The sequence below is a fragment of the Streptomyces sp. NPDC021749 genome, from assembly GCF_040640655.1.
Classification (GTDB): domain Bacteria; phylum Actinomycetota; class Actinomycetes; order Streptomycetales; family Streptomycetaceae; genus Streptomyces.
In genome coordinates this window covers 85,184-98,012 of the sequence record NZ_JBFACE010000023.1, presented here as the reverse complement: position 1 = coordinate 98,012, position 12,829 = coordinate 85,184, and the positions used below count along the sequence as shown (strand labels likewise).

12 protein-coding genes are annotated in these 12,829 nt (G+C 73.8%); 5 read left to right on the top strand and 7 right to left on the bottom strand.

The features are described 5' to 3' along the window. Positions 1–209 precede the first annotated feature (209 nt). Positions 210–1,607 (bottom strand): SWF or SNF family helicase, encoded by a 1,398-nt coding sequence (locus AB0G35_RS22685; RefSeq protein WP_360952278.1) that lies wholly within the window; start codon positions 1,605–1,607, stop codon positions 210–212. Continuing rightward, positions 1,607–4,606 carry a DEAD/DEAH box helicase gene (locus AB0G35_RS22680; RefSeq protein WP_360952275.1) on the bottom strand — a complete coding sequence of 1,000 codons (3,000 nt, stop codon included), beginning with the start codon at positions 4,604–4,606 and terminating at the stop codon, positions 1,607–1,609. Before AB0G35_RS22680 ends, AB0G35_RS22685 begins: the two co-directional genes overlap by 1 nt. A gap of 209 nt (positions 4,607–4,815) precedes the next feature. Here AB0G35_RS22680 and AB0G35_RS22675 point away from each other — a divergent pair, with 209 nt between their 5' ends. Continuing rightward, positions 4,816–4,998 carry a hypothetical protein gene (locus AB0G35_RS22675; protein WP_360952272.1) on the top strand — a complete coding sequence of 61 codons (183 nt, stop codon included), beginning with the start codon at positions 4,816–4,818 and terminating at the stop codon, positions 4,996–4,998. A 109-nt stretch (positions 4,999–5,107) separates the two neighbouring features. On the opposite strand, the gene AB0G35_RS22670 is transcribed toward AB0G35_RS22675, so the two are convergent. Further along, positions 5,108–5,890, bottom strand: a complete 783-nt coding sequence (locus AB0G35_RS22670; protein WP_360952269.1) for a hypothetical protein — start codon at positions 5,888–5,890, stop codon at positions 5,108–5,110. 192 nt (positions 5,891–6,082) lie between these two features. Between AB0G35_RS22670 and AB0G35_RS22665 the strand changes: the two genes are divergently transcribed. Continuing rightward, positions 6,083–6,979, top strand: a complete 897-nt coding sequence (locus AB0G35_RS22665) for an oxygenase MpaB family protein (protein WP_360952266.1) — start codon at positions 6,083–6,085, stop codon at positions 6,977–6,979. Between the two features lie 27 nt (positions 6,980–7,006). Here AB0G35_RS22665 and AB0G35_RS22660 read toward each other — a convergent pair whose 3' ends face one another. Then, positions 7,007–7,618: a methyltransferase domain-containing protein gene (locus tag AB0G35_RS22660; protein ID WP_360952263.1), complete on the bottom strand. Its 612-nt coding sequence runs from the start codon at positions 7,616–7,618 to the stop codon at positions 7,007–7,009. Continuing rightward, a complete protein-coding gene (locus AB0G35_RS22655) occupies positions 7,615–9,102 on the bottom strand; it encodes a cytosine permease (RefSeq protein ID WP_360952260.1) in 1,488 nt (495 codons plus the stop codon). The genes AB0G35_RS22660 and AB0G35_RS22655 overlap by 4 nt, the downstream gene beginning before the upstream one ends. A 248-nt stretch (positions 9,103–9,350) precedes the next feature. Between AB0G35_RS22655 and AB0G35_RS22650 the strand changes: the two genes are divergently transcribed. Further along, positions 9,351–9,965, top strand: coding sequence for an ATP/GTP-binding protein (locus AB0G35_RS22650; RefSeq protein WP_360952257.1), 615 nt, complete (start codon positions 9,351–9,353; stop codon positions 9,963–9,965). A 51-nt stretch (positions 9,966–10,016) separates the two neighbouring features. Here AB0G35_RS22650 and AB0G35_RS22645 read toward each other — a convergent pair whose 3' ends face one another. Beyond that, positions 10,017–10,445: a PPOX class F420-dependent oxidoreductase gene (locus AB0G35_RS22645; protein ID WP_360952254.1), complete on the bottom strand. Its 429-nt coding sequence runs from the start codon at positions 10,443–10,445 to the stop codon at positions 10,017–10,019. 168 nt (positions 10,446–10,613) lie between these two features. Between AB0G35_RS22645 and AB0G35_RS22640 the strand changes: the two genes are divergently transcribed. Together AB0G35_RS22640 and AB0G35_RS22635 are read left to right on the top strand one after the other, a co-directional pair. After that, complete coding sequence (locus tag AB0G35_RS22640) at positions 10,614–11,021, top strand: roadblock/LC7 domain-containing protein (protein ID WP_360952251.1); 408 nt, start codon at positions 10,614–10,616, stop codon at positions 11,019–11,021. Between the two features lie 88 nt (positions 11,022–11,109). Then, complete coding sequence (locus tag AB0G35_RS22635) at positions 11,110–12,006, top strand: DUF6397 family protein (protein WP_360952248.1); 897 nt, start codon at positions 11,110–11,112, stop codon at positions 12,004–12,006. Here AB0G35_RS22635 and AB0G35_RS22630 read toward each other — a convergent pair. Continuing rightward, on the bottom strand, positions 11,937–12,806 hold the full coding sequence (locus tag AB0G35_RS22630) for an acyl-CoA thioesterase II (RefSeq protein ID WP_360952245.1): 870 nt from the start codon (positions 12,804–12,806) through the stop codon (positions 11,937–11,939). The two genes, AB0G35_RS22635 and AB0G35_RS22630, sit on opposite strands and share 70 nt — an antisense overlap. Positions 12,807–12,829 lie beyond the last annotated feature (23 nt).

Below are 12,829 nucleotides of genomic sequence, written 5' to 3'. Positions count from 1 at the left end.
GCCCGGCCGGACGTCGGCGGCGGCGGGTCGTGCGGCGCATGCGGTGGTGGGGGCGGGGACGTCCCGGTCACTGGTCCTCCTGCTGCGGGCGACGACGTGCCTGGCGTTGGGGGATCGTCCTCAGCGAATCACGCGCGGCGGCACGGCGCAGCCGGATGACCGGATTCGGGCGGCCGGGCGCCGCTGCGCGTGCCCGGCCGCCCGGGGGATCAGCCCTCCGCCGACGCCTCCGCCGACGCCTCGGCCAGCGCCGCCGCCGGGTCGTCCGAGGCCGGGCCGGCCGGCACCCACTGCCCGCTTTCCTTGCGGTACGGCCACCAGCGGCCGTCGCGCCCGTACCGCAGTTGGGCGGCGCCGCCGAGCACCGTCCAGCGGTTGCCGCCGGCCCGCAGCCGGGGCCGGGGCCCGTCGTCGTCCCAGGCGGCCGCGAGCCGGTCGGTCGCCCGGGCCAGCGCCGCCGGATCCGGGGCCCACTCCTCCTCCAGCACCGCCAGCCCCGCCGGGCCGCCCAGCTCCCAGGCCCGTACGGCCCGCGCCAGGCCGCGCGCGTCCCGCCCCGAACCGGCCGCCAGCCGCGCCGATACGGCCCGGTCCGGACCGGCCGCCGCCAGCCGCACCGCGTCCTGACCGGGCGTCAGCCCGGGCGGCATCGGGGTGTCCGCATGCCAGGGGGAGAGCGCCTCCGCCAGCAACCGCTGGGCGCGCGCCGCCGCATCGCCGATCAGGAACTCCAGGGCCGCCACGTCCACCCCCGGGGCGGGCGGGGTGCCGCCGCCGAGCACCGGCGCGGCGCCCGGCCCGTCGACCGGCGGGGGCGGCGCGGGCAGCGGCGGCAGGATGTCGCGTGCCGCGTACGCCTCGGCGGCCGGTAGGCCCGCGCCGGGCCCCGCCACCGGGTCCCCGGCCGTCGCGGGCCCGGCCGCCCGGGCCGCGCTGCGGGCCTGCAACTCCCCGAGCAGCTCCGGCTCGCCGCGGCCGCGCACCAGCAGCAGGACGAACGGGTCCTGGTCCAGCAACCGCGCCACCTGATAGCACAGCGCCGCCGAATGCGCGCAGTGGTCCCACGCCCCGCAGCTGCACTCCGCCTCCAGGTCACCGATGCCCGGGAGCAGTTCGACGCCCGCCGCGGCCGCGTCCTCCACCAGCACCGGCGGCATGTCCCGGTCGAGCAGCGCCGCGATGTGCCCGGCCCGGTCCGCGACGAGGTCCAGGAAGCGGTCCCACGCGGCGTCGTCCAGCTGCTGCAGCAGCACGTCCGACCGGTGCCGGGTGTGGTCCCGGTCCTGGACGACCGCGGTCAGCCGGCCCGGTCGCACCGACACCGCACCGACCGCCCCGGCCCGGGCGTGCCGCCGGCCCAGCTTCAGCTGTTGCCCGTCCAGTGCGGTGTCCTCCAGCGCCTTGAGCCACGCCTGCCCCCACCAGGTGCGGGCGAAGCCCCGGCCGCGGGCGGGCGGCAGGGCGGCGAAGGTCCGCTCGGCGTCCGGACCGTGCCCGTGAGTGTCCTGCCCGTGGGTGCCGTTCCCGTGGGTGCCGTCCCCGTGCGTGCCTGTCCCGTAGGCGCCGCCCCCGTAGGTGCCGTCGCCGTCCTCGCCCCGTCCGGTCATCATTCGCCCCCTCGCAAGGTCACCAGGTCCGCCAGCTCGGCGTCGGTGAGTTCGGTCAGTGCGGCGTCGCCGGCGCCGAGCACCGCGTCCGCCAACTGCTGTTTGCGGGAGAGCAGGTCGGCGATCCGGTCCTCGATCGTGCCCTCCGTGATCATGCGGTGGACCTGCACCGGCCGGGTCTGCCCGATGCGGTACGCGCGGTCGGTGGCCTGCGCCTCGACGGCCGGGTTCCACCAGCGGTCGAAGTGCACGACATGGCCGGCGCGGGTGAGGTTCAGTCCTGTGCCCGCCGCCTTCAACGACAGCAGGAACACCGGGACCTCGCCGTCCTGGAAGCGGCGCACCATCTCCTCCCGGCGGCCCACCGGGGTACCGCCGTGCAGGAGTTGCGACGGTACGCCGCGCGCCGCCAGATGCCCCTCCAGCAGCCGCGCCATCCGTACGTACTGGGTGAACACCAGCACGCTCGCCCCCTCGGCGAGGATCGTGTCCAGCAGCTCGTCGAGCAGCTCGACCTTCCCCGAGCGTCCGCCGATGCGCGGCTGCTCCTCCTTGAGGAACTGCGCGGGGTGGTTGCAGATCTGCTTGAGCGAGGTGAGCAGTTTGACCACCAGCCCGCGGCGGGCGAACCCGTCCGTCCCGGCGATCTCGTCGAGCCCCTCGCGCACCACCGCCTCGTACAGCCCGGCCTGCTCCGTGGTCAGCGCCACCGCACGGTCGGTCTCCGTCTTGGGCGGGAGTTCCGGTGCGATGCCCGGATCGGACTTGCGCCGGCGCAGCAGGAACGGCCGCACCAGCCGGGCCAGCCGGTCGGCCGCCGCGCCCGCCTCGGGGGACGCCGCCGGCCCGCCCTCGACGGCCCGCGCATACCGCGTACGGAACCGCCCCAGCGTCCCCAGCAGCCCGGGAGTCGTCCAGTCCAGGATCGCCCACAGCTCGGTCAGGTTGTTCTCCACCGGGGTGCCGGACAGCGCCACCCGGGCCCGGCCCGGAACGGTCCGCAGGGCGCGGGCGGTCACCGAGAACGGGTTCTTGACGTGCTGCGCCTCGTCCGCGACGACCAGCCCCCACGCCACCTCCGCCAGCTTCCCGGCGTCCAGCCGCATCGTCCCGTAGGTGGTGAGGACGAACTCGCCGTCCACCAGGTCCGCCAAACTGCGCTGCCCGGCGTGGAAGCGGCGCACCGGTGTGCCCGGCGCGAACTTCTCGATCTCCCGCTGCCAGTTGCCCATCAGCGACGTCGGGCACACCACCAGCGTCGGGCCGGCCGACGCGGGGTCGGTCTGCCGGTGCAGATGCAGCGCGATGAGGGTGATCGTCTTGCCCAGCCCCATGTCGTCGGCGAGACAGGCGCCCAGCCCCAGCGACGTCATCCGGTGCAGCCAGCCCAGACCGCGCAGCTGATAGTCGCGCAACGTCGCGCGGAGCGCGGGTGGCTGGGCGACGGTGCCGGTGCCGGTGCCCTCCGGGTCCGCGAGCCGGTCGCGCAGCCCGGCCAGCCACCCGGTGGCCTGCACCGCTACCCGGCCGCCGTCGCCGTCCTCGGCGCTCCCGGCGAGCGCGGCACCGAGCGCGTCCAGCGGGGAGACCTTGCGGTCCCGCCGGTCCCGGGCGGCCCGCACGGCCTCCGGGTCGATCAGCACCCACCGGTCGCGCAGCCGCACCAGCGGCCGACCCGCCTCGGCCAGCCGGTCCAGCTCGGCCCGGTCCACCTCCTGGCCGCCCACCGCGAACCGCCAGCTGAAGGAGAGCAGGGCGTCCGCGGACAGCAAGGAGGGCGGCCCGGACTCCCGTCCGTCCACGGGGCCTTCGGGATCGGGCGGCCCCACCACGGCGCGGCTGGTCAGCGAGCGCGCCAGCTGCTTCGGCCAGTGCACCTGCACCCCGGCCGCGGCCAGCGCCCGGGAGGCCGGGCCGAGCAGTTCGGCGACCTCCTCGTCGGCGAGATCCAGCGCGCCGGGCACCGCCGCCGACAGCAGCGGACCGAGCGGCGCCCAGACCTCGGCCGCCCGGCGCAGCGTGCGCAGGGTGTCCATCCGCGCCCGCGGACCGAACGCCTGCCCCGCCGTCGACGCCCCCGCCCACACCTCGGCGGCATCCGCCACCAGGGCAGGATCGGTGAGGCTGTGCACCTGGAGGACCGCGCGGAAGGCCACCTCGCTCTCGGGGGCGGCCGGGGCGGCACCGTCCATCGGAACGTCCACGGCACCGTCCACCGGAACGTCCACGGCTCTGTCCAGGGGAACGCCCACCGCCGCGTCCGCCTCCAGGCCGTGCACCTCCACCCGCAAGGAGATCCGTACGCCCGCGTCATGGCCGGCGGCGACGTCCGCGGCCCAGTCCCGCTGTTCGGGGATGTGCTGCGGCGCGGCCGCCGCGAAGGCCGGCGCCCCGGTGGCCAGCGCCGCGGCGGGGGAGCGCGGCAGACCGTCCGCCACCGCGTCGAGGAACGCCCGTAGGTGCCGCTCCGGCTCGGGCAGCTCCACCGGGTCCGTTCCCGGCAGCGGGGCGGCGTGCGCGTACGGCGGCATCGCGGCGGCGAGTTCCCGCAGCCGCTCGATGTCCGCCGCGTCGAGCGGGCCGATCCGCCAGGCGTCGTAGCCCTCGGGGCTGACGCCCGGCAGCAGCCGGCCGCGGGCGGCCAGCTGGAGCGCGAGGACCGCCGCGGCGCCCCAGAAGGCGGCCGCCGGATGGGTGGTCCGGCCGGCCCGCAACCGGGTGAGGACGGGCACCGCGTCGGCCACCGGCAGCACCAGCGCCGGCACCTCGCCGACCTGGACCCCGCCGTCTTCTTCCGGCAGTGCGACGCCCAGCCGCTCCACCACGGGCCCGCTCCCGTCCGGCGTGCCCCCCTCGGTGGGGGCCGATACCACCGGCTCACCATCGGGACGCCAGAAGGCGATACGGCCGGCCCGGGGTGGGGCCGACGGCAGGAACACCGCCGGACAGCGGGCGAGCCCGGAGAACTGAGCGGGGGTGACCGCACGCGTGAATGTCACGGGATCCCGAACTCCTCAAGTTTGACTACTGGCGCCTGGAGCGCCCGAGGGTACCGGACGCCGGACCCGAACGAGGAACGCGCGCACCTCTGGGCGGCGTCCGGCCGCTCCCGGCAACCCGGGCGGGGCCGGAGGGAACCCGCGGCGCGAAATCGGCGTTCAATGGAGTACGACAGAGCGCGGCACCGGCCGCGGAAGGGGCGTGAAGGATGTCCACACAGGCGAAGGTCGCGATCGGCGGCGTCGCGGTGGGAGTGGTCCTGCTGTGGCTGCTGCCCTTCTGGGCGGCCCTCTTGGTCATGGTCGGGGTCCCGGCCGTCGCATATCTGGCCCTCGACTCCTCCCAGCGCCGCCGCCTCCGCAAGGTCGGCCGCAAACAGCTGGGACGCTGACGCGGGGACGCGGGCACGCGGGCACGCGGGACGCCGTGAGCCGGCATGCCCGCAGCCCGGACCGGCCGGCGGCTCGGCCCGGTGGCCGGCCGGGCGGAAGGGCGCCGGCTCAGACCGGCCGGGCCGCCAGCTCGTCCAGCGAGGAGAGCAGCCCGGGCAGTTCGGGTCCCCGGCCCACCGGATGCACCTCGCCGGGCTCCTCGTCCAGCAGCACGAACGCGATGTCGTCGGTACGGGCCACCATGCTCCAGCCCGGCCCGTCGACCCGCAGCGTGCGCGCCTCACCCGCCGCGAACGACGACCGCACCCGCCCGGGCGGCGGTGGCTCCGCCAGATAGCCGCGGGCCTCCTTCAGCACCCGGCGCACCCCCTCGTGCGCCTCGTCCCCCGGTTCCGCGAACGTCACCTCACCGTCCACCTGCTCACGCCACATCGCCCACTGCAGCGCGATCTCGTCCGCACCCAGCCGCCGTTGGGCCGGCCCCCAGGCCTCCGCGTCCGGCGGGCAGAGCGGCGCCGGCTCACCCTCCTGCCGCTCCGGATCATGCGGCGCCGGCACCCCCGGCGCAGACACGGCGAGCGCCAGCGGCCAGCCCGGAAGCGCCGCGACGATGCTGCTCTCCCCGGGCGAGAGGTCGTACTCCATCCCGCAGTCCCACGCCGCGATGGCACAGGCGACCAGCGAGACGTCCTCGGTCACCACGGTCCAGCGGGCGCCGCCGCCGTCCTGCCCGAGGACCAGTCCGTAGCCCTCGGCGTACGGCTCCAGCCCGAGGCCCGCGCACACCTCGGGGTAGTCGTCGCCGAGCACGCTCGGGAACTGCCCGGGCGTCAGCAGCACCGCCGTCAGCACGAACAACTGGTCGTTGTCGGCGCTCTCGGTCGTGGGCACGCGGACCTCCCCTTCCCCATCCTTTGCGGAGTACGTCGGCGCACCTTAATTGCCCCGTCGGGGCCTTGTCACCACTCCTACGCTGCGCTTATGCCTTCCTACAGTGTCCGGATCACGTGGTGTGCCCGGTCTGCCGGGCCGCCGGGCCCGCTCCTAGACTGGGCGCTCCGGCGAGGGAAGGACGGTTGTCAGGTGCGGCGCTACGACTGGCTGAAGGAGATCCGCAGGCTCGACCCCGAGCGCGACTTCTTGACGATCTACCGCATCATCGCCACCCACGAGTTCCCCTGGGACGTCACCCGGGCCCTGGAACTGGCCCTCTACCGCACGTACGCCGTACCGAGCATCGGCCGGCTGCTCGCCGAGACCGCCGAACTGACCGACCGTACGCAGAAGCGCTACGACGACACCGCCCTCCTCCTGGACGCCATAGTGGAGCACGGCTTCGACGGCGAGGACGGCCGGACGGCCATCCGGCGCATCAACCAGATGCACCGCGGCTACGACATCTCCGACGAGGACATGCGCTATGTCCTGTGCACCTTCGTGGTGATGCCCAAGCGCTGGCTCGACGCCTACGGCTGGCGGCGGCTGACCCCGCACGAACAGCGCGCCGTCGCCGCCTACTACCGCACCCTCGGGCGCCACATGGGCATCCCCGAACTCCCGCAGACCTACGAGGACTTCGAGCAGTACCTCGACGCCTACGAAGCGGCGCACTTCGGCTGGGACGAGGGCGCACGACGGGTCTCCGACGCCACCTTGGACCTGATGGCCGGCTGGTACGGCCCGCTCGCCCCGATGGTGCGCCGCGCGAGCATGGCCCTCCTGGACGACTCGCTGCTGGACGCCTTCCGGTACGACCGGCCCGCCCCGGCCCTGCAGAAGACGGTGCGCGGCGCCCTGAAGCTGCGCGCGAAGGCCGTCCGGCTGCTGCCGCCCCGCCGCACCCCGCACTACGCGCGGCAGAACCCCGAGATCAAGGGCTACCCGAACGGCTACCGGGTGGCCGAACTCGGCACCTTCCCGGCCTCCCGGCGCCTCGGCGGCTGCCCGGTCCCGCACGGGGAGGACCCGGTGACCTCCTGACCCGGCTCCCGCGGGCCGGGGCGCACCTCAATCCTGGCGGACCGCCAACGCCAGATAGCGCGCGTCCCGGTCCTCGTACCGGATCAGCTCCCAGCCGCAGCGGGCCAGCAGAGGCCGGAGATTCGGCTCCGCCCTCAGGTCGTCGGGTGTGACGGCCCGTCCCTTGCGCGCGGCGAGGGCGGCCCGCCCGATGGGATGGAAGAGCGCGAGCCGGCCACCGGGACGCACGACCCTGGCCAGCTCGGTGAACCCCGCCTCCGGATCCGGCAGATGGGAGATGAGCCCGGCGGCGAAGACCGCGTCCAGTGCCCCGTCCGGCAGCGGCAGCCGGGTCACGTCCGCGAGCAGCAGCGGCGCGCAGTGGTCCCGTCCGGCCCGTACCGCGGCCGTCAGCATCTCGGGCGTCAGATCGGCCCCCAGCACCGTCCCCTGCGGCCCCACGGCCTCCCGCAGCGCGGGCAGCGCCCGTCCGGTGCCGCAGCCGGCGTCCAGGACCGTTTCGCCCCCTCGTAGCCCCAGTTCGGCGACAGCGGCGGCATAGGCGGGGCCGTCGTCGGGGAACTTGGTGTCCCAGTCGGCGGCGCGCGGCGCGAAGAACGCCCGCACCTCGTGCGGCCGCTCACCGTGGTGGTCGGTCATCGGTCTCCTCCAGAGGTGTGACGACGGGTGCCGAGCGACGCCGTGCAGGCGTACAGCGCGCCGGCGACGGGAAGGGCCACCACGACGCCGAGGTTCATCGCGCCCAGCGGCCCCCGCGCGGCGTCGTCGGTGAGCAGAAAGCCCACCAGCCCGGCGAGGTGCGGATCGGCGGAGGTGATCAGGCCCAGCCCGACGACGGTGCCCACGACGAGCGAGAACACGGCCGGCCGGCCCAGGGCCGCCACCCGCACCAGGTCGAAACCGGTGCGGCGGCGACGCCACTGCTCCACCAGGAACACCGCCGACCAGGCGGACATCGCCACCCCGATGACGGCCAGGAACGCCTGGAAGGTCGCGAAGAAACTGGGCGAAACGAACAGCACGTACCAGCCGCCGACGGCCATCAGCACGCCGTCCACCACTACGGCGAGATGCCGCCGGATCGGAATGCCCAGGGCCAGCATCGACATGCCCGAGCTGTAGATGTCCATGATCGCCCCGGAGGCGAAGCCCCCGATGGCGGTGAGCAGATAGGGCACCAGGAACCAGGTGGGCAACGCGGCCGCGAGCGCTCCCACCGGGTCGGCGGCCGCCGCCCCGGCCAGCTTCGGATCCCCGGCGTCCAGCACCACCCCGAAGACCAGCAGCACCAGCGGCGGCAGCACCCCGCCGAGCGTGGTCCACCCCGCGATCGCCCGGCCGCTGCTCGCCCGCGGCAGATAACGGCTGTAATCCGCACCGCAGTTGACCCAGCCGAGACCCAGCAGCGTCATCGCGAACACGACGCCCCCGACGAACGTGCCGAAGCTCCCCACCCGGCCGTCCCCGAGTGCGGACAGGTCGATGCGGTCGGCCATCAGCACCAGGTACACCACGGTCAGCACGGTGATCGCGGCCGTCAGGTACTTCTGCACCCGCATGATCAGCGCGTGCCCGTAGATGCCGACGACCACGACCACCACGGCGGTCACCGCAAAGCACAGCGCCTGCGCCGTAGTTGTCGGCGTCCGTGCGTCGGCCCGGGCGAAGACACCGGGTGCGACGCGCGCCAGGATCGCCGCGCCGCCCAGCGAGGACAGCGCCACCAGGACGGTCTCCCAGCCGACGTTGGAGACGTAGCTGAACAGCGTGGGCAGCTTGTTGCCCTGCAGCCCGAAGGAGGCCCGGCCGATGGCCATGGTGGGCGCGCCGGTACGCGCCCCGGCTATCGAGATCAGTCCGACCAGGAGGAACGAGAGCACATAGCCGAGCGCCCCGGAGGCGATCGCCTGCCAGGGACTGAGGCCGAGGCCCATGAGGTAGACGCCGTAGGCGATGCACAACAGGGAGAGCCCGGAAGCGGCCCAGGGCCAGAACAACGACCGGGGCCTGCCGTGCCGCTCGGCGTCCGGCACCGGATCGATACCATGGCGTTCGACGGCACCGGCAAGGACGTCCCCCGCGGCGGACGGTACGGTCCGCTCCTCCGACTGCTGCTGCGTCATACGGCCATGATCCCGCACCGCCCCCGCAGTGGCCGCCCGGTTCGTCTATCACGAATCCGGAGGCCGCCGGGCTTCCTGATCACAAGACTGAGCGGCTTTGGCAAATTCGGGGACAGCCCCATCAGCGGGCGGTACGGTCCTCGCCATGGATTTCGGACGGCGCTCTGCCGCCGAAGGCTCCCCTCGCCGAGCCGTGCATCCGCATTCCCCGTGACGCGCAGGACCCCCATCCCTTAAGGAGACGGCCGATGAACGCCGCACCAGGGGCCCCGGAGGGCGCAGCCCCGGACCCCGGCCCCGAACTGGCCCTGAAGATCTTAGTCGCGGGCGGTTTCGGGGTGGGCAAGACCACCCTGGTGGGCTCGGTCAGCGAGATCCGCCCGCTGCGCACCGAGGAAGGACTCAGCGAGGCGGGGGAGGGGGTGGACGACACCGGGGGAGTGGACACCAAGGCCACCACCACCGTGGCGATGGACTTCGGCCGCATCACCATCCGGGAGGGGCTCTCCCTCTACCTCTTCGGCACCCCGGGACAGGACCGCTTCTGGTTCTTGTGGGACGACCTCTCCGAGGGCGCACTGGGCGCCGTGGTCCTCGCCGACACCCGCCGGCTGCAGGACTGCTTCCCGGCGGTCGACTACTTCGAGCGCCGCGCGATCCCGTTCCTGGTCGCCGTCAACTGCTTCGCGGACGCCCGGTCCTACGGGGCGGACGAGGTGGCCCGTGCGCTGGACCTGGACCGCGGCACCCCGGTCGTCCTCTGTGACGCTCGGGACCGCGACTCCGGCAAGGAGGTGCTGGTCCGGCTCGTCGAGCACGCCGGCCGGCGACACTCCCCCCGGACACCGGCCCCGGTGGGATGACCCGCGGACGGGCGGGGCGCGGACACCGGACGGCCCGCGCCGCGCACCGGGTCAGTCCGCGACCGCCGCGAGGCCGATGACCTTGTCGATCCTGACCCGCACCACCACCTCGCCCGGCACGCCGTTGCGCGCGCCGTATTCCTCCGCGCGGTCCTCGCCCATGTAACGGGCCGCGATCCGGGTCGCCCAGTGGCGTACGTCGGACAGCTCGTCGCTGATCTCCGCCGCACCCTGCACGGTCACGAACGAGAACGGCGGCCGGTCGTCGTCGACGCACAGCGCGAGCCGGCCGTCGCGGGACAGATTGCGGCACTTGACCGTGTCCGCACCGGTGTTGAACACCAACTCGTCACCGTCCACGAGGAACCAGATCGGGGCGATGTGCGGGCTGCCGTCCGCCCGTACGGTCGCGAGTTTTCCGGTCCGGGTGCCCTCGGAGAGGAACCTGCGCCACTCGTCCTTCGTCATCTTGTGTGCCATGCCGACATCCTCTCCGCGGGTCGGTGCGGGCGCCGCGTGGCACGCCGGGCCGCGGGGCCGCTTGCCGAGACGGCGGAGGTGGGACAGGCTGGCACGGCAGTCCGCGGAGGGACCATGGGCTGCCGTCCGGCCAGGACCGCGGCCGGCGACACGGGGAGGAAGCGTCACATGGCATTGAGCAGCGGACTCGACTGGCTGCTGGACGACTTGACCAAGCGGGTGGAGAAGGTACGGCACGCGTTGGTGCTCTCCAACGACGGGCTGGTGACCGGCGCGAGCGAGGGGCTGGGGCGGGAGGACGCCGAGCATCTCGCGGCGGTCGCCTCGGGACTGCACAGCCTCGCGAAGGGATCGGCGCTGCACTTCCGCGGCGGGCAGGTCCGGCAGACCATGGTCGAGTTCGACGACGGGGTGCTGTTCGTGACGGCGGCGGGGGACGGCAGTTGCCTGTGCGTGCTGGCCGGCGCGGACGCCGACCTGGGGCAGATCGCCTACGAGATGTCGCTGTTGGTTAATCGCGTCGGTGAGCACCTGGGCGTCGCGGTGCGTCAGCCGGAGAGTTATCCACAGGCCTGAGGCTGAGGTTGACGCACTGTCACCGCCTGCGGCTATGGTCGTGACTGTCAGTGATCGGCACTGACCGACCGAGTTGCGGGGGAACGACATGACAGTGATGTGTGACGGGCAGCAGACCCTCCCGAAGGGCCGAGCCGCCCATGAACTGGAGCTGCGCAGCGGCGAGTTCGAGCTCGCCGTCCAGCTCGGAGAAGTGCGTACGGTGCCGCCCGGCGGCGCCGACCGCCCACCGGGCGCCGGAGTCCTCGGCGGGCGCCGGGTCCCGGCGGAGGAGATCGCCCGGCTCCAGACCGAGCCCGGCTTCCCGGAAGCCCTCCGCGAGCGCATCCGCACGGTCGGCACGACCGAGGCCGCGCGGCTGATGGGCGTCGGACCGGGCCGCGTGCTCCGCCTGACCCGCGCCGGCTGCTTCGCACCCGTCCGGTTCTACGTGAACCGCTACGGCGCCGTGGTCTGGCTCTATCTCGCGGCGGAGGTCACCGCCTTCGCCGACCGCGAACCCGACCTGCTCCGGGGCAACACCCCGGCGGCGATGCGGGTGATGCTCGACAGCGGACAGGACTGGCGGGCCCGCCAGTGGCGCAGCCGCCGGGTCGCGCAGCTCATGCAGCAGACCCGCGACCCCTGGGAGTCGGCCGCGGTGATCGCCGCCGTACTGCCCCCGGAGGAGCTGGCCTCGGTGGTTGGCAACCCTCTGGAGCGGTCCTCGCTGCGCCGGCTCCGGCCGGCCCTGGCGACCGTGATCACCGCCACCCCGGCGGCCCGGGACGCCTACGAACGGGTCCTGACGGCCGACGAGTTCGACGAGGTCCTCTGGTACCGCGTGCACCTCGCCCGAGCTCTCGAAGAGGCCCGCAGAGAAGATCCCGGACGGGTCCGCCGGATGTCCCCCGTGGAGCCGACCGTCCGGCCGGGTCAGTCACCGAGCTTCCGGAACAGCCCCTCCTGGACGACCGAGACCAGCAGCCTGCCCTCCCGGTCGTAGATCCGCCCGCGGGCCAGGCCACGGCCGCCGGTGGCGATCGGGGACTCCTGGTCGTAGAGGAACCACTCGTCCGCTCGGAACGGACGGTGGAACCACATCGCATGGTCCAGCGAGGCCATGTCGAAGCCACGCGGACCCCAGAGCGGCTCGATCGGGATGCGGACCGCGTCCAGCAGCGTCATATCGCTGGCGTAGGTCAGCGCGCAGGTGTGGACGAGCGGATCGTCGCCCAGCGGCCCGACCGCCCGCATCCACACCGCGCTGCGCGGCTCCGCGTCCTCGATCTCGTCCGGCGTCCAGCGCAGCCGGTCGACATACCGGATGTCGAACGGCTGTCTGCGGGCCATTCGCTCCAGCGCCTCGGGCAGCCCGCCCAGATGCTCACGGACCTCCTCCACGACCGTCGGGAGGTCCTCCGGGTCGGGCACCGCACGGCGCATCGGCAATTGATGTTCGAAGCCGGGCTCCGGCTTGTGGAAGGAGGCGGTCAGATTGAAGATCGTGCGTCCCTCTTGGACCGCGACCACCCGGCGCGTGGTGAAGGAACGTCCGTCACGCACCCGCTCGACCTGGTACACGATCGGCACCCCCGGCCGGCCCGGGCGCAGGAAATACGCATGGAGCGAGTGCACCGGGCGGTCACCGTCGGTGGTCCGCCCGGCGGCGACCAGCGCCTGCCCGGCGACCTGTCCGCCGAAGACCCGCTGGAGGCTCTCCTGCGGACTGCGGCCGCGGAAGATGTTCACCTCGATCCGTTCGAGATCCAGCAGGTCGACGAGCCTCTCCGCAGGATTGGTCATGACCGATGGCCCTCCCTCGCATG